This is a genomic window from Lysinibacillus sp. GJ-1 (assembly GCF_021166035.1).
Lineage (GTDB): Bacteria > Bacillota > Bacilli > Bacillales_A > Planococcaceae > Lysinibacillus > Lysinibacillus sphaericus.
Map to the genome: position 1 here is coordinate 4,307,104 of NZ_CP088912.1, position 25,990 is coordinate 4,333,093.

Below are 25,990 nucleotides of genomic sequence, written 5' to 3' on the forward strand. Positions count from 1 at the left end.
TAATATCTCGAATTCAAGATATATCCTTATAATAAAAAAATTCCGATAAAAAGTCAACGTTAGGAGCCTCAGACTTTTGACTGAATCATTGTGAGTAAAATGCACAAACGCAATTACGCCTAGGCGTAATTGCGTCCAATTTTTTTCGAACTTGCTCGAATCGCTCCTCTTTCAAATCTGGAACATCAGCCGGAGCCCTTTAACTTGGTTGTGTCAATTCAACATTTATAAAGGTTACAGAAGCAAGTTAGATCTGACAACTATCATCTGTACAAACGCCTGCATCTCCAGAGCCTTCCATCTTTAACCCTGGTTGTAAGCCTTCTTCCTCCGCTACTTTACGCAAAGTATTTTCAAACACCTCTTGCGGTTGTGCTCCTGAAATACCGTATTTACGATTTAGCACAAAGAATGGAACACCTCGTACACCAAGCTGAAGCCCTTCCTGTATATCTACTTCCACATCACCTTTAAATTCATCACTAGCAAGAACCTTTTCAATATCCTCACGCTTGAAACCAACTTGTTCTGCGATTGCCACTAATACCTCATCATGACTAATGCGCTTTCCATCGATAAAATAGCCATGTAACAGCGCTTCAACTAATTCACTAGCGTCACCCTGTTGTTCAGCCCATTTCACAAGTCGATGTGCTTTTAATGTGTTTTCTGCCATCATCTGATCAAAATTATAATGTAAGCCTACTTCTTTTGCGCGAGCTGCCACACCTTGTGTCATTTCTTTCGCTTTTTCTAATGTCATACTATATTTCTGAGACAAAGATTCGTAGATAGACTCATTCGTATCCGCTGGTGTTGTCGGGTCAAGTTGATAGCTTTTATAAACAAGCTCCACTAGGCCCTCAAACCCTGTATCCTGAATTGCCTTTTCCAATTGTTTTTTGCCAATGTAGCAAAAAGGACAAACATAATCTGACCAAATTTCGATTTTCATAAAAAACACGCTCCTTTTGCTACATTGTAACGACACATGCTCTCTTCGAGCAATTTTTATGCTTCATTGCATAAATTTTCAAAGCTATCTCCATACTGAACGTAAAAACACTGTGAGGGTTATGTATGACACAATCTCTTTGGCTTGCAACAACCGACTCGGTTTCCTTGCCATCTTTAACAGCTTCGACTAAATGTGATGTTTGTATTATTGGAGGAGGATTGACTGGACTATATACCGCTTATGTATTAGCAAAAGCAGGTGTCGATGTTGTACTACTAGATGCCAATTCAAAGCTTAGTCATGGTACGACTGGTCATTCAACAGGTAAACTAACTGCACAGCATGGCTTAGTCTACGCAAATCTTCTCGAAAAGCTTTCTGTAAACGATGCTAGACTCTACTATCATTTAAATCAACATGCTGTAGAGAAAGCATTACAATTCCTTCCTAAAGAGTCCATTCGGCCAGTTGACTCATACCTGTATTGTCAAACAAAAGAAGGCTACTCACAATTATTAAAAGAGTGGAATGCCTATAAAGTATTAAATGTAAAGGCAAAGATTACTTCTGAAACAGAGCTCCCTTTCCCTATTACAAAGGCACTTAGCGTATCACAGCAAGCTCAAATAAACCCTGTAATTGTAAGTAACTTTCTTATAAAAGAGGCATTATCAATGGGCGCGAAACTATATGCAAACACACGTGTCCAGCAATTACGGATAGCACAAAATGACTTACATACCGAAAAAAATATATCGGTTCAATATAATAAGCTTGTTTTGTGCACGCATTACCCAATTGAAGCCTTCAAAGGATTACAACTCCTAAAGCTTTCAAATAACCGATCTTATATGGTTGCCAGTAAAATAACGGAAACGTACCAAGGGCAGTATCTATCAGTTGATTTTCCTTCACGTTCTATTCGAACGACTACTATAAACGATGAGCACTATTTACTTCTCGGTGGGGCTAATCATATCGCAGGTGAAACGACCAATACGAAGCCCTTTTACGATGCTATTCAAAATGAAATGAAAGTACACTTTGGGCAGGAGCCACTTTATAGATGGTCGGCTCAAGATATCGAAACACCCGACATGGTACCTTATGTCGGAAAAATTACGCAGTCCTTACCAAATGTCTTTATCGCAACAGGATATCGCAAATGGGGGATTTCAAATTCATTCGTCGCTGGGGATTTACTGTCTTCACTTATTACAGGTACTGCGAAGAACAACGATGCAAGTACGCTTTATTCGCCTGCACGTACAAAATTTGGTGCGCAGTTTATGCAAATGCTGAAAGTCGGAGGCTTCGTGGCAAAGGAACTGGTCACAGGTTATATTAAAAATGGAAATGCTCCGACTTGTACGCATTTAGGCTGTAAAACAAAGTGGAATGAAGCGGATGAAACATGGGATTGCCCCTGTCATGGCTCCCGTTTTAATGCCCAAGGAGAAGTGTTAGAAGGTCCAGCAGTTCAACCACTAAAACTGGATTAATAAGGCACTAGTTGATGATAGCGTGAACGCACAAAACGCAAGACGCAGACATCAATGGCATAGCAAAAAAGTGTTAGATTGATGGCATTCAATCTAACACTTTTTCTATTTGTCTCAACCTCGTTCTTGAGTTTGGACAATACGCTATTTTATTTTAATGCATCCGTTAATACTGGAACGATTTGTTTTTTACGAGATACAACACCTGGTAAAACAACACGGTTGTTTGTCAGCTCTGCACCAAATGCTTTTGCTGCCGCTTCTGCTACTTGTCCAATTGCAACAGCTGTTGAATCATTGTTTAAAATGTCTGTTACAACGAAGAAGAATAGATCTAAACCATTGTCAGCAACATTTTTATTTAAAAGAATTTCTAATTCTTCTTGTCGTCCAAGCACATCGTTAATATCAACAGCATTCACTTGGGCAACGACAGATTTATATTCACCAAACTGGAACTCTTTTGCATCTAAAGATAAAAGATCCTCTAAAGATTTATCTGAAAGGTCAGCGCCTGCTTTTAACATTGCTAGTCCATAGTCCGCAGCATCAACACCTGCGATTTTTGCAAGTTCCTCCGCAGCCTTGACATCCTGTTGTGTACAAGTTGGTGATTTGAACAGTAATGTGTCAGAAATAATAGCTGATAACATTAACCCTGCAATATTTGCTGGTATTACAACATCATTTTCTTTAAAGATTTTATTTAAAATAGTCGCTGTACAACCAACTGGTTCAGCACGGTAATACAATGGGTCAGCTGTTTGGAAGTTTGCAATACGATGGTGATCAATTACCTCTGTAATTTGTACTTCCTCAATGCCATCAGCCGATTGTTGGAATTCATTATGGTCTACAAGAATAACCTTTTCCGCTTCCCCTACTACAGAAGAAATAACACGCGGTGCCTCAAAGCCAAATTTGTCTAGTGCATATTTTGTTTCATTATTTAATTCGCCCAGACGTACTGCTTCAGCTTCTACTCCTATTTGTTGCTTTAAATATGCGTATACAATTGCAGATGTAATTGTATCTGTATCAGGATTTTTATGTCCGAAAACTAAAACGTTGCTCATTAATACTTTTCCTCCTAAATGACTTCTACATTTTCATTTATTTTAACATAATTTATGAAAGAACATGATATAAAGTATAACTTTCATCATACGCTCTTTTTGAAAACTATGTTGTTGTTCATTAACGCTACACTATACTATAATAAAAGTATTTCACTCCATTTAATAGTTTATCTATTTTTTACCATGGATTTTTTTGATTTCCTTTGTTAAACATAAATTTCCTTATTTTAGATAGATAGATAGTTGTGATTTTTATACAAGAAACGATAATTTTATGCTATTATCATGTAGTCAAAATTTTTAGGAATTACAGGAATGGGGATTGTGATGACAAAGAAGATGGAAAAAAAGTATATTCCTTTGGCAAGCTATTTTGACGTGGCTTCGCAAAGTGAAATTACTTTATCCTTTAGCGCATTAGAAAACATTATGGGACAAGCCTTACCCAATGCTGCTTATTTAAATAAGAGCTGGTGGAAAAAAACAAAGCCTCCTCTTACGCATTTTTTATCTTGGACAAATGCAGGTTATTATGTCATAGATGTCAAATTAGGCACAAGTGTCACATTTTCTCGCACACAGGAGAAAATATCGACGGATCATATTTCTGAAAATAACGAAAATACTTCTGCGTACATAATCCGAGCGATTGAAGCATCAGATGCTAGAGCATTTATTCTTTTACAAGAAGAAATCCTTCAACAAACTGAATTTTTGTATAATGTTGAAAATGAGTTAGAGCTAACTGTACAACAACTTAGAAAAAACCTAGCTTATTGGAAGCAATTAAAAAACCGCACAATTTTGCTTTGCATTTTAAATGGCACGTTTGCAGGTTATGCAGTAATTCATGGTTATAAGCACTCTAAAGCCAAACATGTTGCCTCAGTCCACTTGGCCGTGAAAGAAGAACACCAACGAAAAGGGATTGGCTCAGCACTTATGAAGGCAGTGGAAGACTGGGCTAACCAAAGAAATATCTCTCGCCTCGAATTATCCGTTATGGAGCATAATGATGCCGCATTACAGCTATTTAAAAAACTAGGCTTTGAACACGAAGGAACTCGCGTTAATGCTATTAAACTGAATGATACATTCAAGGCTGAATATAGTTTAAGTAAAATTTTATAAATTGTTTTTTCAAGGATGTCTAATATTTTAGTTGGACATCTTTTTACTTTTCTAGACCTTAGAACCAAAAACGTATAGATGAGCCTATTACTCCATCTATACGCTATACTTGATTAAAATACTTGCTTTTCTCTTGCTACATCTAAAAATAATAAGTTATTTTCTACTTGTTCATATGATTGTTGATATTGAGTGTATCGCTCTTTATCATGACTAACCATTTCCTCAATAAGAGCATGCATAAATGAAAATAGAACAGGTACCATATCTAAAGAGGATTGATTTTTTAAACCTAATGCAAATAGGGCACTTGCATAGTCTCTTATTGGTGACAACGCCGATCCGGTAATAGCAATAATTTTCACTTTTTTCATTTTCGCTATTTCAACAATCGTTTTCACATCATTGGAATGTTTATCACATGAAAAAACAATTAACGTAGTACGTTCGCTCATGCTGTTGATTTGTTGAACGAGATCATCTGAATCTGTACGTAGTTGCTTTACATTTGGTCGTAAAGTTTTCAACGTATACGATAACCAATTAGCAATAGAGGCTGCTTGTCTTGTACCTAAAATATAAACTGTATCTGCTTCATGCATCCATTTAGAGCTTTTTTGAAGCACCTTATCGTTCACAAGATGTATTGTATCTTGTATGTTTTGCATATCACGTTGCATGATTTTAGCAAAGCTTGAAGTTCTTTGCTTGCTCGCCGTATGTGCTGGTTGAAGAGGAACACTTTCATGTTGTGAGTTTAAATAACTTCTAATCTCTTCTTGTAGCTCCACATAACCTGACAAATCCATCGCATAACAAAAACGAATAACGGTTGATTCACTAACATTTGCCTGTCTACCTACTTCAGCTGCCCCATTAGCAATAACAACCGTTGGATTACTCATAACAAATTGCGCAACTTTACGTTGTCCTTTTGACAGTCTTACAAATCTTTTCTTTATATTTTCATTTATACTCATTCCTAACAACCTTTCTTTCAAAGAAATTATCACGAATGGAGATTATTCCCTACTGACTCTAAATTCGATTAAAAATACAGTATCATGATTGCAATTTGAATACAATGACTTTTCAGAAAAATCTTTAATGTATTAACACACTAACGCACTAGTTCATAATAAAATGACATAAAATCTCTATATTTATCATATCCAAAGTATCTTTATCAACTTAGTAGTTGGATAACAAGTAATCTACGAATTGAAATTTTAACATATTTTAGAAACAAGTGCATAAAAATAAATAAAACATAATTTTTATGTATTTAATAAAGCAGATTTTAAAAAAGTCTTGGATTCAAATTGAACCCAAGACTTTCCTTATGTTTACTATTCCAGTTCCATTTGTTTCGTTTCTGTGCCTAAAAATATGACACCAATAACCCCTATAATGATAGCACCACAAAAAATTGCAAAAATAAAACCGATATCATAGCCTGCTGTTAGTAATGATCCTACCAATAATGGACCAAAAATACCGCCAATTCGTCCAACTGCGGCAGCCATTCCTGCACCTGTACCACGAATAACGGCTGGGTACTGTTCTGGTGTATAAGCATAGAGTGCACCCCACGCGCCTAAATTAAAGAATGATAATAGCATCCCAGATGTTAATAGCACCGCCATTGTTTCTGCATTACCAAAAATGAAAGCACTTACAGCGGTTCCAATTAAATAGGAAACAAGTACAAATTTGCGTCCAAATTTTTCAATAAACCATGCCGCTGTAAAGTAACCCGGAAGCTGAGCTAAAGTCATAATCAACACATACTTAAAGCTAGTAATCATATCAAAACCTTTTCCGACCATTACACTCGGTAACCATAAAAACATACCGTAATACGAGAATACTACTGTAAACCATAGCACCCATAGCATAAGTGTCGAACGGGCATATTTTTTCGACCATACATCACGTATGTTGAGAAAAATGCTACGTTTTTTAGATTCAGCCTTCGCAGTAAACTGTGGTGAATCGGGTAAATGCCAACGCAGGTATATAGCGTACACTGCTGGAATTGCTGTTAACAACAAAGCGACACGCCAGCCCCATGTCGGGATAACAAAATAAGAAATCAGTGCGGCAATAAGCCAGCCTGCTGCCCAAAAGCTCTCTAGTAATACCACTACTCTTCCACGTTCCTTTGCCTCCACACTTTCAGAAACAAGAGTAGATGCTACCGGTAGCTCTCCACCGAGCCCCATCCCTACTAAAAAGCGTAATGCCATAAATGCGATTAAAGTTGTTGTAAATGCCGAAAGACCACTTGCCACAGAAAATAATATAAGCGTCCACATGAACACTTGCTTACGACCGACTTTATCTGCAAAAATACCAAAGATGAGTGCGCCAACTGCCATTCCTATAGAATTAACACTGCCAATCCAACCCATCTGACTTTTAGTTAAATCCCAATCTACCGCGAGCGCTGTAATAACGAAAGATAAAATACCGACGTCCATTGCATCAAAGAGCCAGCCAACACCTGCTACACCCAAAAGCTTGTTACGTGATATAGATTGTTCTTGCTTAATTGTTGTCATCTTAACCACCTGTCTTTACACTTGACTTTACATTACGAGTTTACTATACAGTTGTTTCAAGAAAGTGACAAGTAAAATTCAAATGACCGAATTGTTTAGACAATTTATTAATTGCTATTGAAAATAGATGGTCATTTGCGTTAAAATGTCTCTTATACAAAAACAACTGTTCTTTCTATAAGAACAAAAGGAGATCGTTACGTTATGTGGAAAGGCCTTATTGAAGAATATAAACAATTTTTACCCGTAACAGAAAATACACCTGCTCTAACATTAAACGAAGGCAATACGCCTCTTATACATTTAGTTAATCTTTCTAAACAGCTTGGTATTGAGCTGTATGGTAAAATAGAAGGTGCAAATCCAACTGGTTCTTTCAAAGATCGTGGTATGGTATTTGCCGTAGCCAAGGCTATTGAAGACGGTAGTAAATGTGTTATTTGTGCCTCAACAGGCAATACTTCAGCGGCTGCTGCAGCTTATGCAACACGTGCAGGTATCCAATCTATTGTTGTGATTCCTAAAGGGAAAGTAGCCCTTGGTAAATTAGCACAAGCGACAATGTATGGTGCAAAAATTATTGAAATTGATGGTAATTTCGATGATGCATTAAACATCGTGCGTCAAGTGAGTGAAACAACACCTGTAGCACTTGTTAACTCAGTTAACCCATATCGCATTGAAGGGCAAAAAACAGCTTCTTTTGAAATTGTAGATGCTTTAGGATCTGCTCCAGACTATTTATGCATTCCAGTAGGTAACGCAGGAAATATTACTGCTTACTGGAAAGGCTTTAAAGAATATAATGATGTCAAAGCTTCAGGTTTACCAAAAATGTACGGCTTTGAAGCAGAAGGTGCCGCAGCAATTGTAAAAGGTGAACCAATCGCTAACCCAGAAACAGTTGCAACAGCTATCCGTATCGGTAACCCTGCTAGCTGGCAGTATGCTGAAGCAGCACGAGATGAGTCTGGCGGCATTATTGACTCTGTAACAGACGAAGAAATTTTAGCAGCTTATAAGCTGATTGCAGGAACGGAAGGCATTTTTGTTGAGCCTGGTTCAGCTGCATCATTAGCAGGTGTTATTAAATCTGTTGAAAACGGTAAAATTGTCAAAGGCTCAAAAGTCGTGACAGTCTTTACTGGTAACGGCTTAAAAGATCCTGACACGGCAATGAACGTTTCAACAGTAGACGTTGTTGCTCTAAAAAATGATGAAGAAGAAATCCGCAAATATATCGAGGGCGTACTATGAGTAAAAAGTGGCAAATCACCGTTCCTGGGAGCACAGCCAATTTATACTCTGGCTTTGATTCTATTGGACTCGGCTTGTCTCTTTACTTGAAATTAGATGTTTCCCTACAGGATAGTTGGGAGATTATACATCTCGATGACAACGGTCCTAGTGAATTTGAGCTTGAGCAACATTTACTATACATTATTGCCAAAAAAATCGCTGATCAGTATAAGAAGAATTTACCTACTTGCCGTGTTGAAATGGCAAGCGAACTTCCTTTAGCTCGTGGTTTGGGCAGTAGTGCAGCCGTTATTGTTGCAGGTATTGAACTAGCCAACCAATTATGCGATTTGAAGTTAACTGTGCAAGACAAGTTAAATCTATCTTCTCAGATTGAAGGGCATCCTGATAATGCTACTGCCTCAGTACTTGGAGGCTTGACTATATCTTCAATGGATGAAAACGGTATTGTAGATACTTTCCATGTCAATGATATCAATGCTTCATTTGTTGTTTATGTCCCTGATGTGGAGTTGAAAACGAGTGAGTCACGCTCGGTCTTACCAAAACAATTTGATCGGGCTTATGCAGTACGTGCTTCTGCAAATGCAAATATGCTAGCTGCATCGTTAATGGTTCGAGATTTTGAACGTGCTGGTCACTATATGGAAGCTGATTTGTTCCATGAGCCTTTCCGTTCAACATTAATACCACAATATGCGGAGATTAAAGAAGCTGCAAAAGCAAATGGTGCTTATGGTACAGCATTAAGTGGAGCTGGTCCAACACTAATTTCCATCATCCCTACTGCTATTGCCGAAGGCTTTGTTGCAACAATGCAAGCAAAATTCCCAGAACATCATATCATTCTAACGAAAGCCGATGAGCATGGTGTACAAGTAATATAAATTTACAACGTCTACTTCAAAGTAGGCGTTTTTTCTTGAAGGAGGCTGTAACTTGAAACCAATTATATTTTGCGACTTTGACGGTACTATAACCGAAACAGATAATATCGTCTCACTTATGACGCATTTTGTCCCTGAACAATCTGAAAAAATTGCGAAGGCGATGATGGCCCAAACAATAAGCTTTAAAGACGGCATTACAGCTATGTTTGAACTATTATCGACTAACCAAAAAGATGACATCATTCAATATTTACTGGAGACCGCTGTAATTCGTGAAGGCTTTAGAGAATTCGTTCATTATGCACAGGAACACAATATTCCATTTTATATTGTCAGCGGAGGGGTCGATTTTTTCATACAACCAATGCTTGAAAAGTTTGGTCCATTTTCAGGGGTTTATTGCAATAGTGCTGACTTTTCTGGAGAGCAGATTACTATTGTTTATCCAAATAGCTGCGATGCACAATGTGCAAAGTTTACAACTCAAAGTTGCGGTTGCTGTAAACCAACTGTCATGCGTAAAGTGACACAGCCCGATCATTTCAAAATTGTTATTGGTGACTCTATCTCTGATTTTGAAGCTGCTAAACAAGCGGATTTAGTATTAGCTAGAGAACAGTTACTTGACCACTGTAAAGATTTACAAGTTCCTTATGAGCCATTTAACACTTTTTATGATTGCTTGGAAACAGTAAAAAAATTAATAGAAGTATAAAAAAAGGAATCTAGCCGATATCCATTGACTAGATTCCTTTTTCATTTAATTATGCTAATAATACTAGACTAATAGCCATTACAGCCATTCCTGCAACTAATCCATACATCGATAAATGTGTTTCATCGTAGCGCTGTGCAGCGGGGAGTAGCTCATCTAATGATATAAAGACCATAATTCCGGCAACACCGGCAAATACAATCCCAAACATGACGTCTGTTAAAAAAGGCATTAATAGCAAATATGCTACTAGCGCACCAACAGGCTCTGCTAACCCTGATAAAAAAGATAGTTTAAACGCTTTTCTACGATTGCCTGTAGCAAAAAAAATAGGTACTGATACAGCAATTCCCTCTGGTATATTATGAATGGCTACAGCAATTGCAATAGCAATACCAACATTCGGATCGTTTATTGCGGACATAAACGTCGCAATACCTTCAGGGAAATTATGAATCCCAATGGCAAGAGCAGTGAAAACCCCCATCTTCATCAGATGGTTTTCATCTACCTGTGGTTTTACGGCATTAACATCTTCAACAAGCTTAACCTCATGGGGATTAGTCGATTTTGGAATAAATTTATCAATCAATGCAATAAATAACATTCCGCCAAAGAAACCTGCTATCGTCAACCAATAACCGTTAGTTGTACCTAAAGCATTCGTTAAAGCATCTTTTGCTTTTACGAATATTTCCACAAGTGATACATAGATCATAACACCAGCGGAAAATCCAAGGGCTATCGATAAAAATTTTGTATTTGTGCGTGATGTAAAAAATGCTATTAAGCTCCCTACTCCTGTTGCAAGTCCAGCAAAAAGGGTTAACCCTAAGGCGAATAATATTGATCCTTCCAAGTCCTTCTTCCTTTTCTCTTTTTCTTATTGTACTCATCTTAGCTTAAAAGTTTCCTAGAAGCAATTCTTTTTTACTAGGTAAATATTCTATACAAAAACTTAATAATTTTCTCATATAAAGGAAGTAGTCCCAATAAAGGACTGTCCGCAAAAGCACACGCCATATTACGCTATTCTATTACGTAAAAATCCACTTCACTTCTCATAGGCACGTCATTCGACTAGCACTACTAAAAAGAGCAGCACCCTTTGAAGGGTACTGCTCACATTAGTACTATTGTTTTATAGTATTCTTTTTATATAATCGTTTACGTCGCTCATACCAAAGTACACAAATGATAAACCATGTGTAACCGACGCACCAGCCAGCTAGTACATCAGAAGCAAAATGGCGCGCACCTGCTATACGTGATAGACCAATAAGTATTGTCAGTGCAATTGCCCCTACCCAAAGCTGTATTTGACGTGCTTTGCTGTTATTTTCAGATAACAAATAAGCAACGGTAAACAAATACAAAATGCCTGACATAGCATGTCCTGATGGAAAACTAAACGATGTTAATTGATCTTCTATTTCTGGTCGAGGTCGTTGAATCCATTTTTTTAGCAATTGATTCAGTACATTACCTCCTGCAAATGTTAACAAAACAAATAGCATGCCTCGGTAATTTTTTACCCTCCATGCTAAATACACCATTAATATAAGCGCAACGGTAATGACAAAACTCGGCTCACCGATATAATGAAAAGCTTCGATAAACGGATTACCAAATAATATGTCTGCCACTTTTGTATCAAAATTAAAAATTGTCTCACCCTGATATGTTAACCGCAACATAAAAAAAGCGATTAGCGTTACTATTGCTAATGGAAATGCCCATTTTTTTATCAAAATTTCACCTCAAAATACATTCACGAATTGTTTTTTCACATCATACCATAATTACGTGAAATAGAGGAGTATATTCATATATTTCGGCATTTATAGCATCAGTAAACACTTAATATCACGAGCTAGTCGAATAGATGCTTCATCCGATTTATTGAAGTAATTTGAAAGTGCTAATGCAACAATAAATAAAATAGCTATTATAGGTAGTATTTTTCTAAACAACATCAGCACTCTCCAACCCTCTGATATTTCATTCTTCAGACTATTTTAATAATACTGGGTCAAATAACCAATCTTTCGGTCCAAAGTTTTGATCTTTTTCTCCTCTAACTTCTCTAGAAATACGATTATTAATAATTAACTCCCTGAACTTTCTACTAAATAGTGTTTTTCTGTACAGATATCTGCCATCATGACTCCATTCAGACGAATAAAATACATCACCACTTAAAGTTATTATATCGTTACGATCATAAATATCAGGACCATTAATGACACCGCTTAACCCACATTTGCAAGGTGGTTGTTCAGTAGCAAAATACAGTTTAATTCTTTCAGCGCTACATCCAGGCATTATCTGTGTTGGGATTATTTGATATGCAGGCTGTTTTCCAACTTCTGATCCGCTATGCATTACTTCCAATAGTTCATAGCCCTCAATTTTAGCTTGCTTCATTAGTGCCACTAATTCTTCGGAAGCTACCCAGTACCCACTTACATGGACTAAATGACGATCTTTCATTTGCGAAGTATCAATGACTAATGGTGAGAGTTGCTCTTTTTCCATTAGACCACACTGCTTACAATACGTACTGATAGAAAATAAAGTCCCTTTATCATCTACAAACATCTCTGGGGAATTCCCCGTAGAATTTAAAGTAAATAATGGCGCTTGTTCATATTCGCTCTCCGAAAAATCAAAGTAAAAACGTTCTCCAATAGAGACAATCCCTAATTCATGTTCCAATGATTTATATAATGCTGCCACCTGCTCATACGTCACATCTTCATTTAAAGTAAAAATAGGATTAAAAGATGCCTTCAAATTTCTTTTTCTGATTTCAGGCGCACCTACCAAAATACCATAGCGATTATAAACTTTAATGACTTGATCTTTATTAGATTCATCTATAGAGATTAAATTTTCAAGTTCTACTTTCAAATTATACGCCTACCTTTATTAAAGTTTTATCTTGAATATGCTGTCTAGCTAGTAACATTACAAAAAAATCCACTTTCTACTATATAAACAAATTAGTAATTTATTAATTAATGAACCATACACTTACACTATTACGCACTATGGCAAATAAACTTAACCACGATTAAGTTAAGCGTACCAGTACTTATACCACCATTTCAATGTTGTGTTTACGCCACTTTTTTGGCGGACTTCGCTAGATTTTTTGGCGTGATTTGGCGGTAATACAAAAACACCGCCAAAAAATGGCGGTGTTTAATACACATAATAGGTATTTAGAATTATAAATACAGAAAATTATTCTAATTATAGGCAATTCCTCTTGATATTCACCTAAAATACCCTTTTATAGTAAAATATAACAATAATTTTATATATTGTACCACATTCTAAAACTAGAGTAAATTCATTCGTTCTGCAAGGTTTACTGCTTCTGTACGTGAATCTACATTGAGTAGGGAAAATAACTGTGTTAAATATCTTTCAGTTGTTCGCTGAGGAATATTTAACTCGATTGCTATTGCTTTATTTGTATGCCCTTTAGCAATCAATCTTAAAATTTTCTTTTCTTTTTCATTTAAATGTATATCGAGCTTTGCATCCTGCAGTTTAAAGCGATTATCAAGAAAATCTAAGAAATTTTTTGGTAACACAATTTCACCATTGGCAATGGCTCGAACCGTCCGTAATATTTGCTCTTTAGATGCTGTCTTCGCTAAAATCCCCTCGATCTTTCTTTCCAAAATGAGTGGATAATAATCCGTAATATCATCCCCTGTATAAAGGATAATCGACGCATCCACCTGAAGAGCTTTAATATTTCGAGCTAAATGAATGCCATTTTCTAAAGGCATATTGATATCAATAAGATAAATATCATATGGCTTGTTTTTAATTTTTGGAATGACAGAAGTTGCATCACTTTCTGTATCCACTAAAATATCTTCATTTTCTTTAAATAGATTTTTTGTTCCCTCTAACACAATTGGGTGATCATCCACTATGAGCATCGTTATCAAGTGTGTCACTTCCTTCTTTTACTGTAATTCTAATAGACATCCCTTTATTAATATGGGTATCCATGTAAAAGTGTCCATTAAAGGCTTTTACACGCTCTTGCATACCACGAATCCCCATCGATTCTGCCACTATAATATCATTTACATTACAGCCTACCCCATCATCCTGATAAATGATTTCAAATCCATTGTCCATTTCCTTAAGATGAATTTCAACTGTTGTCGCATAGGAATGTTTCATAGCATTGTTGAGTAATTCTTGAAATAGACGGTAAATCATTAAGTTCATTCGCTCATCCTCTAGATAGAGGCGATCGATTGTATAGATTAACAAAAAACTAGCTCTTTCTGTTACTTTTCGAATGAGTTTTTCTAAGGCTGCATTTAGCCCTAGTGTGTCTAATAGCGGGGGTTTCAAATTTTCACAATAAGCTCTTAAATCGTGTAAAGATGTAACCATTTGTTGATGAATCTTTACAAGTTTTTGTTGGATTTCTACTGTATCTTTTGCATTTATTAAGACATCTATTTCTCGAGCAATATGGAGTTGCTCTTGTAAGTTCGTATCATGCAATTCTTGAGCTAATTGATATTTTTCCTCTTCAAACCTTAACCACAGTAGTTTGTTTAGCCAAGGTAATTGACCATCATCTGCTTGCTTCATATGCTTTAGTTCCTCTAACAGTTCTTCCACCATTTTTGTATTTTCTATAAAATTATTTACATATAACAGGAGCAACTCGAGCCATAGTAGCTCTTCTTCTTTTAAATGAATTGAATTATTATGCCCCAATACTAAGGCTCTTTTGTAATGAGCATCTTGATGGAGGAAAGCTAGATAGACTTTGTCAAGTTTCCGTATTTCTCCTAATCTTAAATCTTCCATTAACATAGGATTTATAGGAATCTTTCCCTCAACCATTGAAGTAAATTGATTTGTGTCATAGTCATAGGTTAATACAAATACATGCTCAAGCTCAAGGTGCAGTGAAACCTCTTGTGCAAACCTTTCTAGAAGCTCATCTAATTTAATCGTTTTGCCGATTCTATCTACAGCAATATATAACTGATGTATATAATCACCTTTAGTAGAAAACAATATTTTACGCTTGCGATAATCGACCTTCTCTTTTATGTAGAAAAGAACAACCAACGATAAAAAAGTAAACAATGAAATACCTGATATCACAGTCATCGTTAAAAATTTCCCAGCGATCCAATACAAACCAAAAGCAAACCACAAAGTAAATATTAAAGAGAATATTACATAGTACCGAAGTCTTGTAATGTGATATTCAATATCAAATAATCGTTCCGCTAGTTGAGTAAAAATAAAGCTAAATGGAATCAACAATAAAAATAAAGCACTGATTTCAGCGGAAAGAATATATCGATTAAATAATATAAGTGGAATTGCATAAAGAAACAAGAATGGAAGAAAAGGAATCATTACGCCATTTAACAAAATTTTCAACTGAGGTGATTTATATTTAAAATAGCTTAGCAATAAAATGCCAAGTATAGTAATAAGGAAAATTAAGAAAACAGTTAAAACAATATTTGAAAGGAAATCATGCAAGTCATAATAAATAATACCAATGTAGCCAAATAGCATGGCTATAATCGGTAGTAGATAAAATAATTTAATATTGTTAGAAAGTATCCAATTTGCCTTTAAAAAAATAAAATAATTTCTCAAAAAATGTAAAAACAATACTAAACATAATAGCATACTCCCTCGATTGACGATAATACCTATACTGTTTAGACTGCCAGATGCACCGCTACTAAGATAGGCTATAGAGACCGATAGCATAAATAAAATAAGCAATCTTAATAGCGAGGTGTTTTTTTGTTTACAATACAAATAAAGGACAATAAAAAATGTTAAAAAATAATAACACGCTGGGATTACCAATACAAAATAAAAGTGGTCAGTAAAATCTAAACTACTTACCTCAACATCCATAATTTGACCATCAGGCTTTAAAATAGTTAACATATTTGCTGCCCTAATAACAAAATCATCTTTGACATAAGGAATAGCGTCAATTGGAACATTATCTATGTTTAAAATAATATCGTTCGCAGAGATTCTTTGCCCAGTCAATAATGGTCCATATGATTTTTCCACTACCCAGTTTCCATTTATTTCTTTTATATCTATACCCAAATAAGGCTTGCTATAAGTAACATATAGTAGGTAGAAACCTAGCAGAATGTAAACACTTATAGCAAGCATAAACCATTTTCGTATAATTATATTTAGTTCCAAATTGTTTGTTGTAGGCATAGTTCTTCTTCGAATGAGTCAAGTATAGCCTGTTGTTCAGTTGCTGAAAAACCAATTAATGCGACTTTCTGTTCTTTTAACAGTGATACTAGTGCAGGGTTTTGTTCTAGATACTGAATTACATTAATCATAAAAATCTCTCCTCATCTCATTAGTTTTATTAGGTATTCTTTACCTACTTTGTTTATAGCAACATTTTCGAGATTATTCAATGCTTTTAGCTTATAGAGGTTCTTCATCGTAATGGCATAGCGTATTGCGCCACCATTTTTCAGCTCATTTTCTATAGCATTTTTATCCAAAAATGTAACTATATCTTTATTATAATAGTTTATCACATATTTTGAAACACTATTATTTTGTGACATTAGATAAATAATTGGTAACGAATATTTTTTATTTATAAGATCATTCTTAGGTCCCCATGTTTTTAAACCTTGAATATCATTTTTTATTTGTTGAATAATACCTATATATTTTCCGTATTCTTCTATTTCAGCAGTCATTTCTCCTTTGGCAAGTACTTCACCAATAACACAACTCATCGCTGTTAGGGAACCTGATTTTTGGTCAATCATTTGTAAATATGATTGCTCATCTCGACAATCATTGAGTACATCTAACTGCTGGCCACTAATACTTCGCAAAGCATATTCTTGTAATAATCGAAGGGCCATATTTTTGTGTTCAAAAGTAGTGCTATGTATAGTCTTAGATGACATAACGAGCATGGCTAATGCAACATTTAATGCAAGTTCGGGTGTTTTGCTCCAAATATAATCAGAATCCTTATCCTGTAAATCATCAATAATATCATAGGACAATATTAGAAGTTCAATAGCTGCAGCGACTTTATAAATATCATCATTCAAACAATCTACAAATGCTTCATAATGCCAAAAACATAGTTTGCCAAACGAATAGCCTGTAACTACTTTTTCTTCTTTAAAGCTTTTAAGCATTGTTTTTAATTCATCACCAAGCATTGCATCATTTTCAATAATTATGTCTAAAGATTCATTAATGCGTCCATCTATATCCTTCAATAGCCCTCTTCCTCCTTAATTATATTATTCAATATTATATATATTTTTGGTAATTAATTCTATCATTTACGAGTTAAATGAATTAGTATTCACCTTTTCTACCTATCACTGATAATAAAAACATATATACCGCCAAATAATGGCGGTATTTTCAAATAGCACGCCAGTTTTTTGCTAAAAAGTAGTATAAAAAATGGCGGGATAATACTAGTGACCGCCATTTTTTGGCGTTAACTGACCATTGAAATGGCGTCCTGACAGATGTTACGCTTAAGGTAGGTAAAATTCATCTGTAATATATGTGACACAATCTGGAGTTTTTGCCTTATGTTAATTTTAAAATTCTCCAAATTAGGAGTGATTGAAATGGCTAATGGAGTAAATAACACTATACTAATACTTACAGAAACTTTTTCCTGCACGATTTATGTAGCGGCAGAAGAAATCACTATTAAAAAGCCTTCACACGAACAACAATCTATTGAACAACTAATTATTCAAGCAGAGCAACGAGCTTATCAAGAAACTTTAGCAGCATACAAACTTAAATCTACTCTATCTAACTCCATTTGTGATACATCTGGTTTTGAAGATACTTTTCAGCAAAAAATGGATGCCTATATGGCGCAATATAAGATTGTAAAAGTGTCCGATGACGATTTATTATTATTGTCTTTAGTGAGTCCTTTAACTTCTGGTTTGAATCTTCATACCCCGATGATTTATAAAGCTCCTCATTGCAGCATTATGTATGCCCGAGGGAAGCAAATACAATCTCTTAATCACCATAGCATCGGCAGTAATACCGTTAACAATGCAGACTTACCAACTGATGTTACAAATACAGATTATATTGCCTCTACAAAGACTTTCGATTCTGTTACTAAGGCAAGTGAAGCTTATTATTACTGTCCGACTAATTTTACTGGATTATGCATTAATGAGAGCGGTATTTCTTTTAATATTACTTCAGCCTTCAATAGCTGGAATAAAACTTCTATTAAACATTAAAGTACAACCTTCATTCATGGCGAGGTGAGGTGTGACACAAACAGAGTCACCCTCTTGCCTACCATCCTTTTCTTCCCTACTTCTTCACATATATTGCTATATCTTAAAAAGCAAAAAGAGGTGCCACAAATTACTTGTGACACCTCCCATTCTTATTAACCTTTTACATAGTAAACATCTTGTCCGCTTTCAATGATAAAGTCAGGTTTAGGCTTACCTGCATTTGCTTTATGACCAGCAATATGCTCAGGGCTCTTCTCCCAATTTTTCCATGCTTCTTCTGATTCCCAACGAACCATAATAAGCACTTCTTCATCGCCACGACGTACTTTTTTTACAAGGACTTGCTTATCGATAAAACCTGGTTGCTGTTCAAGTAGTGATGGACCATCCTTTTTAGCTCCAAAACGCTCTACAACCTTATTGGCATTGCCTTCTGTAACGACCATACGCTTAATTTGAACAAACATATTAGTTAAACGCCTTTAAAATATCGTCAGCTTTTGCAGTTTCTGATAATAAACCGCCACCTGATAGGTACCAATATTCTGGATTTAGATAGAAAATTTTACCGTTCTTAGCAGCGTTAGTAGCACTAACGATTTCATTTTCAATAGCAGCTTTTGTACCAGACTCACCTTCAGGGTTAACTGCCGCATCACGGTCAACTACGAATAACATATCTGGGTTTTTCTCACGTACGTACTCAAAGCTTACGTTATCACCATGTGTATCAACTTTAATTGTGTCATCAACAGCTTTTACACCAAATACATCATGAATAACACCAAAACGTGAACCAGGACCATATGCAGATAATGAACCTTCACTACCTAAAACGATTAAAGCTTTGTCTTCAGATGAAGCAGTTTTTGCTTTGATCTCTTCTACTTTCGCTTCATATGCAGCAAATGCATCAGCAGCTTCTTTCTCTTTACCGAAAATTTTACCAGCTAATTCAGTGTTTGTTTTAAATGATTCCATGAATTTCGCGTTATCTACACCAACGAATACAGTTGGTGCAATTTTAGATAATTCTTCGTAAGCAGCCGCTTGACGACCAGAAATAAAAATAATGTCTGGGCTCATAGAAGAAATTGCTTCAAAATCAGGCTCTTTTAAAGAACCAACGTTTACATACGTAGTGTCAGCATATTTGCTTAAATAACTAGGTACTGATTGTTGTGGCACACCTGCAACGTCAACGCCTAAAGCATCTAACGTATCAAGGAAACCATAGTCAAATACAACAATATTTTTTGGTTGTTCTTTAAGTGTTACTTCTTCAAATGTATTTTCGCCCATTGTACTACCTGGGATTGTGATTGGGTAAGCAGAAGCAGCTTCATTTTGCTCTTCAGCAGGTTTATTATCTGTTGAACCTTTATCGTCTTCTTTTGATTCTTCTTTCGAACTACAAGCAGCTAATATTAAAATCATCATTGCCATTAGCACAGTAAGTAATTTCCAATTTTTCATTGTGAAATGCTCCTTTAATTGTTTTTATATTTTTAGATAGGTAGGACTATCTATTATTACTATGAGTTAAAATAGACACAAATGCGACAGCCATTCTGCTCTTGAACAGGGATATCCATATCATAGATTTCCTTTAATGCATCTGAGTTAATAATGTCATTCGTTGGACCATCTTTTACAACACGTCCATTTTTTAAAGCGACGATATGATCAGAATAGACAGATGCAAAGTTAATATCATGTAAAACAATGACAACTGTTTTTCCTAACTCATCGACCAACTTACGCAATATTTTCATGATTTGCACGGAATGCTTCATGTCCAAATTGTTAAGTGGCTCATCTAATAGAATATAGTCGGTGTCCTGCGCAATGACCATTGCAATAAATGCCCGTTGACGCTGACCACCCGATAATTCATCCAAGTAGTTATGCTGAATATCGTCTAAATTCATATATTGTATTGCCTCATCTATTTTTTGCTCATCCTCTGGTTTTAGGTTCCCTTTTGAATAAGGAAAACGACCAAATGATACAAGTTCGCGTATTGTTAGACGTACATTCATGTAGTTTGATTGCTTTAAAATCGATACGCGCTTTGCAAAGTCATCGGATTTCCAGCGACGCACATCCGATTTATCCAGTAGTACTTCTCCAGTGTCTGCATTCAGTAAACGGCTTACCATTGAAAGCAATGTTGATTTACCTGCACCATTTGGTCCGATAAAAGACGTAATTTTTCCTGGTGCAACGTCTACACTAACATCTTGAATGACCGGCTTTTTCCCAAAAAACTTAGAAATCTCTTTTACTTGGATCATCCTGCTGACCTACTTTCCTTCAATAATAAGTAGATGAAGTACACACCACCTACAAAGTTTATAATGACGCTAAGTGTTGTATCGAAGTTAAAAATACGCTCGACCATCCACTGTCCACCGACTAAAGCAACAATACTCATCACACAAGAGCCTGCGATTAACACAGAGTGCTTGTACGTCTTGAAAAACTGATACGATAAATTCGCTACGATTAAGCCAAAGAATGTTATAGGCCCAACAAGAGCTGTAGAAACGGCAATTAATATAGAAGATAGAATAAGCATGCGCTGTACAAGCTTATCATAAGGTACTCCTAAGTTTATCGCTGTATCACGACCAAGGGACATCACATCGAGTTGGCTCATATGGCGCCATCCGTATATAAAAGTTCCGACAATCACAAAACCTGCTAACCATACTAAATCTGAATTCACATTATTAAAGCTGGCGAACATTTTACTTTGTAAACTTAAGAACTCATTAGGATCAATTAATACTTGGAAGAATGTTGTGACACTTCCTAAAAACGTTCCGACAATCATTCCGACTAGCAGTAGGAAGTAAATCGGTCGTTTCCCTTCTTTGAACAATACCCGATAGAAAATAAGTGCAAAAATTACCATAGCTGTAACAGCTAACATGAAATTATATTGCGCATTAATAACGAATATGGACATAGAGCCAAAGAAGTAATAAATAATTGTTTGCACCATCATATATAACGCATCAAGTCCCATAACACTTGGTGTTAATATCCGATTATGTGTAATCGTTTGGAATACCACTGTGGAATACGCAATGGCAATTCCCGTTAATGCCATCGCCACCACTTTAATGAGGCGACGAGGGAACGCATAATGATAGTTCCCATTTAGTTCATAAAAGACATACAGTAACATAGCAATTACTGCTAATCCTAGTAATATCAACATTTTGGTACGGTTACGCATATGCTCTCCCCCTAAACAACATAAATAGGAAGATGGCACTTCCGATGACGCCGACCGTCATACTAATCGGAATTTCGTAAGGGAAAATCAAGACGCGTCCTAAAATATCACATAATAATAGGAATGACATTCCGAGTAATGCTGTATGTGGTAATGTCTTTGCAAGGTTATCCCCTTTGAATAGCGATATGATATTTGGAATAATTAATCCAAGGAAAGGAATCATACCAACAGTTAATACCACCGTAGTTGTTACGAGTGCTACTAACACTAGACCTAAATTCACAACGAATTTATAGGAAAGACCAAGATTTTTTGCAAAATCTTCACCCATTCCAGCCACTGTGAAACGATTCGCATAAATGTAAGCTAAAATTAGAACAGGTACACTTATGTATAAAAGCTCATAACGACCTTTCATTATTAAAGAGAAATCTCCTTGTAACCATGCAGTAATGTTTTGAATTATATCTGCCTTATACGCAAAGAATGTCGTAATCGACGAAAGAATATTTCCGAACATTAAGCCAATAAGCGGTATAAAAATCGCATCTTTAAACTTTATTCGATTTAATATTTGCATAAACAATAATGTGCCGGCTAAAGCAAATATGAAAGCGAAGGAAATTTTTTGGAAGTACGTGACATTTGTAAAAAACATCATTGAAATTAGGACACCTAATTTCGTAGCATCTAAAGTTCCTGCTGTAGTTGGTGACACGAACTTATTCCTACTTAAGCTTTGCATAATTAAACCAGCAATACTCATACCTGCACCTGCTAGCAAAATTGCTACAAGTCTTGGTACACGACTAATAATAAATAGTCTAGTTTCTTCTGAACCGAAGTCTAATAAGTCACTTGGTTTAATATTTACTACACCAATAAATAGCGACACAATAGACAACACAACAGTTGCTGTTAAAAGATATCTTATTTTCATTGTAATCCCCGGTAGATTCATTTTTGCTTGTAATTAATTATCGGATGAAAATGATTATCATTACTCACGATTCTCATTATAAGCATCTTTCTATTATCAGTCAACCAACTATTGAGAATTGTTCTCGTTTTAGTTGGAAATACTTGAAAACTTTGATTTTTCAACAATAATATTGGCTAAACGACTTATTTTTTGATGCATTTCAACGCGCTCCCCAACCCGCAAGTTCTTCCAAAATAAAAAGGTAATTGAGAATGGCATAGCTTATCCTTCTCAATTACCTTTTATTTACACTACTCGTCTTATGCCTCGTAACCACGCAAAAATAATAGACCCCACCAAAATAAATCCTACATAGCCCATCACTGCATATAATTTTGATACAAGTGTCGTAAAGCCCACTAAGCTTGCCAAAAATCCTAAACCACCCATAAAAATTACAGCAACTTTAAAGCTAGGCTTTGTTGGTTTAAAAAATCGTACCGTAAACGAATAAAACATCCCTACCGCCGTATTGTAAATCATCCCTAATAATGAAAATGACATTAATAAACCTACGATTGGATGAATTTCATTCGCCAATGCTAACATTGGAATATCCAACCCGACAATAACGTTCATTTTAGCTAGAAGAGAAAAATGAATAAGTAGAATGAGCGCGCCTAACAACAGTCCCCCAATAATGCCACCCATACCTGCAATTCGTTCATTACGGATTGCGCCACACATCACTGTAAGGAGGGAGAAGCATACGCCGATATTAAAAGACATATACAGCAACGCCGTTACCCACCAGCTTTTAGAGGATGTTTGTAATTGCTGTTCTGCTATTGTTGCTTGCTCCGCAAACGATAAATCCATCGTAGCTATTGAATAGACTGCAATAATCGTAACAACAGCTAATAAATAAGGCGTTGCAATTGCAATAATATTAATAATGCTTTTTACATTCATCATTACTGTCATCATGGTGAGGGCAATCATACAAATGCTCCCCAGCCATACGGGTAGTCCAAACATTTGCTCAAACGTAGCGCCAGCACCAGCAAACATAATAACTGATACACCAAACAAAAATAGCGATAGAACAAAGTCCATTAAAAAACCAATCGTATTACCTGAAATTTGATAAATCAAATCCTTATGGGACGTTGTCTGCAACCTCGAACTAATTTGTGCTGTACACATTCCCACAAAGGCAAACCATAGTGTCGCTAAAAGAGCACCTAAAATCCCCTTATTGCCATAACTCGTGAAATACTGAATGATTTCTTGTCCTGATGCAAACCCCGCACCGACGATAATTCCTACATAAGCACCGCCGATTTGTAAGCTCTTTTTCAATCACTTCTCTCCTCGACTATTTATGCAATACTAACAATCATGATGGAAAATAAGCCAAGCCCTATTACCCTTTATAGACTTTTTTGCTAATTGTTAATTTATCAATAATTTCTAAATTCGGCTGATAGCCAATTCCGATGCTCTGTGGCACACGAATATGCCCATCTTCCACTACGATTTCGGGTGTTACAATATCCTCGTACCAATAATGGCTAGAACCTGCGGTATCACCCGGTAGAACAAAATTAGAAAGCGCTGTTAAAGCGATATTATGTGCTCGTCCGATTCCCGCTTCTAACATGCCCCCACACCAAACAGGAATAGCATGTTGTTGGCAATAGTCATGTATTTTTTTGGCTTCTGTTATGCCGCCTACACGTCCAATTTTAATATTAATTACACCGCAGCTACCTAGCTCAATTGCTTTCCTTGCATCCTCTAATGATGTAATGCTTTCATCTAAGCAGATTGGTGTTTTCAACTGTTTTTGAAGCTTGGCATGGTCGATAATATCGTCTGCTGCAAGTGGTTGCTCAATCATTAGCAGATTAAATGCATCCAACTGTTGTAACACTTCAATGTCATTTAATGTATACGCTGAGTTTGCATCCGCCATTAAAGGCAGATTAGGAAATGCAGCACGAATAGCACGAATGACTTCGACATCGTAGCCCGGTTTTATTTTTACTTTTACCCGTTTATAGCCTTTTTCCTCATAGACCTTTATTAGCTCTAATAGCTTATCCGTACTAGATTGAATACCTACACTAATGCCTACATCAATAAGGTCCTTGCTTCCACCTAATGCATGTGCAAGAGATTGCTTTGTTTGCTGAGCATAAATGTCCCACACTGCACCTTCAATCGAGGCTTTAGCCATACCATTACGCCGAATAGTGGCGAACAAGGCACTAACCTCATCCGGATGTGCAATGTCTTTATGTAGCAAAGCGGGCATTAAAAAGTCCTCTAACATATGCCACGTCGTTTTTAGTGTTTCCTCTGTATACCACGGTGCTACAAAAGCAACTGTCTCACCCCATCCAATCGTGCCACTTGCATCCTTCACCTCTAAAAGCAATAGCTCTTTTTCAGCAACAGTACCAAAGCTCGTTGTGAACGGTGCTTTCATTGGCATTTTTAAATGTCTAATTGTAATCTCTTCTATTCTCACAAACGTCACTCCTTATCCATCATTATAAAGCCAATAAAGAGCGTCTGACCAACAGATAAAAATGAACATATTCTTTATGCTTTTTCACACGAACGATTGCATATTCTTGCTCAAAAAAGGTTGTTAAAATGGTACGCATCTTATAACGCCAATCTTCTGCTAATTTAGGACTCTCTATTTTCATCTTTTGCAGATGCTGTGGGATTGGTACTAAATAAGCATCCTTATAAAATTGTTGCTTACTATCGAATTCACCCTCTTTATCGAGCACAGGCAATCCGTCGACTGTCAACGTCCACGATGTTATTTGTTCTGCCACTTCTTCTAGCTCATCTAAACTATCGTCTGCATGATTGCGCTCAATCCACCATTCGACTGCAATCCTGTCCGAAGGTAGTCCATCATTAAAATCGTCTTGTAGTGGCCCGTAATAATCTACCTCATACTGATCACTAAAAGCACTAAGCTTTAAAAACGATAAATTTGCTAAGCGCGCTTCTAATGGATCAATTAACCAACGAACTAGTTGAAATCCATTCTCTCGTGCATACTCTTGTTGAGCATGCTTCAATAGTTCTCCTACACCTTGTTCACGATATGTTTTTTCAACACCAATCATGTGTGAGTGTAAATACATTTTTTCGTCCAAATAGCCTACAAAGCAGTAATTAAAACCAATTAGCCGACTTTCAAGAAAAGCACCAAGCAATAATCCACCGTTTTGTACAGCCGCTAACATTTGATGCGATGGAATTGCTTGACTCCCCCAAATTTCAGCATTTAAGTATTGCACCTCAGCAATCTCCGCAGGTGTCATCATTTTTTTAATAACAACGTTTTTTAACATGTTCTGATGCCT

Annotated in this window: 26 protein-coding genes; 6 read left to right on the top strand and 20 right to left on the bottom strand. The window is 36.1% G+C overall.

Translation table 11 applies throughout. From position 1 onward, the window contains the following. Positions 1 to 247: 247 nt before the first annotated feature. Entirely contained in the window at positions 248 to 955 is a 708-nt protein-coding gene (locus tag LO754_RS21430; RefSeq protein WP_231785226.1) for a DsbA family oxidoreductase, read from the bottom strand. A 125-nt stretch (positions 956 to 1,080) separates the two neighbouring features. Between LO754_RS21430 and LO754_RS21435 the strand changes: the two genes are divergently transcribed. Beyond that, on the top strand, positions 1,081 to 2,460 hold the full coding sequence (locus LO754_RS21435; protein WP_231785227.1) for an FAD-dependent oxidoreductase: 1,380 nt from the start codon (positions 1,081 to 1,083) through the stop codon (positions 2,458 to 2,460). A 149-nt stretch (positions 2,461 to 2,609) separates the two neighbouring features. Here the strand turns inward: LO754_RS21435 and LO754_RS21440 are convergent, their stop codons facing one another. After that, the gene (locus LO754_RS21440; RefSeq protein ID WP_108030823.1) at positions 2,610 to 3,536 is read right to left on the bottom strand and encodes a manganese-dependent inorganic pyrophosphatase; all 927 of its coding nucleotides are present in this window, start codon (positions 3,534 to 3,536) and stop codon (positions 2,610 to 2,612) included. Positions 3,537 to 3,866: 330 nt separating this feature from the next. On the opposite strand from LO754_RS21440, the gene LO754_RS21445 reads away from it, so the two are divergent. Beyond that, complete coding sequence (locus LO754_RS21445; RefSeq protein WP_024361352.1) at positions 3,867 to 4,670, top strand: GNAT family N-acetyltransferase; 804 nt, start codon at positions 3,867 to 3,869, stop codon at positions 4,668 to 4,670. A 113-nt stretch (positions 4,671 to 4,783) separates the two neighbouring features. Here LO754_RS21445 and LO754_RS21450 read toward each other — a convergent pair whose 3' ends face one another. Together LO754_RS21450 and LO754_RS21455 are read right to left on the bottom strand one after the other, a co-directional pair. After that, positions 4,784 to 5,650 (bottom strand): MurR/RpiR family transcriptional regulator, encoded by an 867-nt coding sequence (locus LO754_RS21450; RefSeq protein WP_024361353.1) that lies wholly within the window; start codon positions 5,648 to 5,650, stop codon positions 4,784 to 4,786. Positions 5,651 to 6,019: 369 nt separating this feature from the next. Continuing rightward, positions 6,020 to 7,234 carry an MFS transporter gene (locus tag LO754_RS21455; RefSeq protein ID WP_305068874.1) on the bottom strand — a complete coding sequence of 405 codons (1,215 nt, stop codon included), beginning with the start codon at positions 7,232 to 7,234 and terminating at the stop codon, positions 6,020 to 6,022. Positions 7,235 to 7,438: 204 nt separating this feature from the next. Here LO754_RS21455 and thrC point away from each other — a divergent pair, with 204 nt between their 5' ends. The 3 genes from thrC to LO754_RS21470 are packed head-to-tail and all read left to right on the top strand — an operon-like array spanning position 7,439 to position 10,099. After that, positions 7,439 to 8,491, top strand: coding sequence for a threonine synthase (gene thrC / locus LO754_RS21460; protein WP_024361355.1), 1,053 nt, complete (start codon positions 7,439 to 7,441; stop codon positions 8,489 to 8,491). Beyond that, positions 8,488 to 9,381 carry a homoserine kinase gene (gene thrB / locus LO754_RS21465; protein ID WP_231785228.1) on the top strand — a complete coding sequence of 298 codons (894 nt, stop codon included), beginning with the start codon at positions 8,488 to 8,490 and terminating at the stop codon, positions 9,379 to 9,381. The genes thrC and thrB overlap by 4 nt, the downstream gene beginning before the upstream one ends. Before the next feature lie 52 nt (positions 9,382 to 9,433). Continuing rightward, positions 9,434 to 10,099 (top strand): 2-hydroxy-3-keto-5-methylthiopentenyl-1-phosphate phosphatase, encoded by a 666-nt coding sequence (locus LO754_RS21470; protein WP_108030822.1) that lies wholly within the window; start codon positions 9,434 to 9,436, stop codon positions 10,097 to 10,099. Between the two features lie 49 nt (positions 10,100 to 10,148). On the opposite strand, the gene zupT is transcribed toward LO754_RS21470, so the two are convergent. From zupT to LO754_RS21505, 8 genes are all read right to left on the bottom strand, one after another. Then, entirely contained in the window at positions 10,149 to 10,958 is an 810-nt protein-coding gene (zupT, locus tag LO754_RS21475; RefSeq protein ID WP_024361358.1) for a zinc transporter ZupT, read from the bottom strand. A gap of 274 nt (positions 10,959 to 11,232) precedes the next feature. After that, a complete protein-coding gene (locus tag LO754_RS21480; protein WP_024361359.1) occupies positions 11,233 to 11,847 on the bottom strand; it encodes a phosphatase PAP2 family protein in 615 nt (204 codons plus the stop codon). A gap of 93 nt (positions 11,848 to 11,940) precedes the next feature. Continuing rightward, positions 11,941 to 12,075, bottom strand: a complete 135-nt coding sequence (locus tag LO754_RS23565) for a hypothetical protein (protein ID WP_255313803.1) — start codon at positions 12,073 to 12,075, stop codon at positions 11,941 to 11,943. Between the two features lie 37 nt (positions 12,076 to 12,112). Next, on the bottom strand, positions 12,113 to 13,012 hold the full coding sequence (locus tag LO754_RS21485) for a hypothetical protein (protein ID WP_025220727.1): 900 nt from the start codon (positions 13,010 to 13,012) through the stop codon (positions 12,113 to 12,115). A 434-nt stretch (positions 13,013 to 13,446) separates the two neighbouring features. Continuing rightward, positions 13,447 to 14,061, bottom strand: a complete 615-nt coding sequence (locus tag LO754_RS21490) for a response regulator (RefSeq protein ID WP_229389892.1) — start codon at positions 14,059 to 14,061, stop codon at positions 13,447 to 13,449. After that, entirely contained in the window at positions 14,045 to 16,312 is a 2,268-nt protein-coding gene (locus LO754_RS21495; protein ID WP_231785229.1) for an ATP-binding protein, read from the bottom strand. The genes LO754_RS21490 and LO754_RS21495 overlap by 17 nt, the downstream gene beginning before the upstream one ends. 23 nt (positions 16,313 to 16,335) lie before the next feature. After that, positions 16,336 to 16,494 carry a competence pheromone ComX gene (gene comX, locus LO754_RS21500; protein WP_024361363.1) on the bottom strand — a complete coding sequence of 53 codons (159 nt, stop codon included), beginning with the start codon at positions 16,492 to 16,494 and terminating at the stop codon, positions 16,336 to 16,338. Positions 16,495 to 16,506: 12 nt separating this feature from the next. Beyond that, the gene (locus LO754_RS21505) at positions 16,507 to 17,409 is read right to left on the bottom strand and encodes a polyprenyl synthetase family protein (RefSeq protein ID WP_024361364.1); all 903 of its coding nucleotides are present in this window, start codon (positions 17,407 to 17,409) and stop codon (positions 16,507 to 16,509) included. Positions 17,410 to 17,775: 366 nt separating this feature from the next. Between LO754_RS21505 and LO754_RS21510 the strand changes: the two genes are divergently transcribed. Continuing rightward, positions 17,776 to 18,420: a hypothetical protein gene (locus LO754_RS21510; protein WP_029747106.1), complete on the top strand. Its 645-nt coding sequence runs from the start codon at positions 17,776 to 17,778 to the stop codon at positions 18,418 to 18,420. Between the two features lie 155 nt (positions 18,421 to 18,575). Here LO754_RS21510 and LO754_RS21515 read toward each other — a convergent pair whose 3' ends face one another. The 8 genes from LO754_RS21515 to LO754_RS21550 all read right to left on the bottom strand — a co-directional run bounded on the left by LO754_RS21515 (position 18,576) and on the right by LO754_RS21550 (position 25,978). Next, positions 18,576 to 18,890, bottom strand: coding sequence for an antibiotic biosynthesis monooxygenase family protein (locus LO754_RS21515; RefSeq protein ID WP_024361366.1), 315 nt, complete (start codon positions 18,888 to 18,890; stop codon positions 18,576 to 18,578). A gap of 1 nt (position 18,891) precedes the next feature. Continuing rightward, positions 18,892 to 19,899: a siderophore ABC transporter substrate-binding protein gene (locus LO754_RS21520; RefSeq protein WP_231785230.1), complete on the bottom strand. Its 1,008-nt coding sequence runs from the start codon at positions 19,897 to 19,899 to the stop codon at positions 18,892 to 18,894. A gap of 59 nt (positions 19,900 to 19,958) precedes the next feature. Beyond that, the gene (locus LO754_RS21525; RefSeq protein WP_024361368.1) at positions 19,959 to 20,720 is read right to left on the bottom strand and encodes an iron ABC transporter ATP-binding protein; all 762 of its coding nucleotides are present in this window, start codon (positions 20,718 to 20,720) and stop codon (positions 19,959 to 19,961) included. Continuing rightward, positions 20,717 to 21,670, bottom strand: a complete 954-nt coding sequence (locus tag LO754_RS21530) for an iron chelate uptake ABC transporter family permease subunit (RefSeq protein WP_024361369.1) — start codon at positions 21,668 to 21,670, stop codon at positions 20,717 to 20,719. Before LO754_RS21530 ends, LO754_RS21525 begins: the two co-directional genes overlap by 4 nt. Then, positions 21,663 to 22,613: an ABC transporter permease gene (locus LO754_RS21535; RefSeq protein ID WP_024361370.1), complete on the bottom strand. Its 951-nt coding sequence runs from the start codon at positions 22,611 to 22,613 to the stop codon at positions 21,663 to 21,665. The genes LO754_RS21530 and LO754_RS21535 overlap by 8 nt, the downstream gene beginning before the upstream one ends. 288 nt (positions 22,614 to 22,901) lie before the next feature. Further along, positions 22,902 to 23,957, bottom strand: a complete 1,056-nt coding sequence (locus LO754_RS21540; RefSeq protein ID WP_024361371.1) for a YkvI family membrane protein — start codon at positions 23,955 to 23,957, stop codon at positions 22,902 to 22,904. Positions 23,958 to 24,021: 64 nt separating this feature from the next. Next, the gene (gene menC / locus LO754_RS21545; protein WP_024361372.1) at positions 24,022 to 25,131 is read right to left on the bottom strand and encodes an o-succinylbenzoate synthase; all 1,110 of its coding nucleotides are present in this window, start codon (positions 25,129 to 25,131) and stop codon (positions 24,022 to 24,024) included. A 22-nt stretch (positions 25,132 to 25,153) separates the two neighbouring features. Continuing rightward, positions 25,154 to 25,978, bottom strand: coding sequence for a GNAT family N-acetyltransferase (locus LO754_RS21550; protein ID WP_024361373.1), 825 nt, complete (start codon positions 25,976 to 25,978; stop codon positions 25,154 to 25,156). Positions 25,979 to 25,990: the final 12 nt, after the last annotated feature.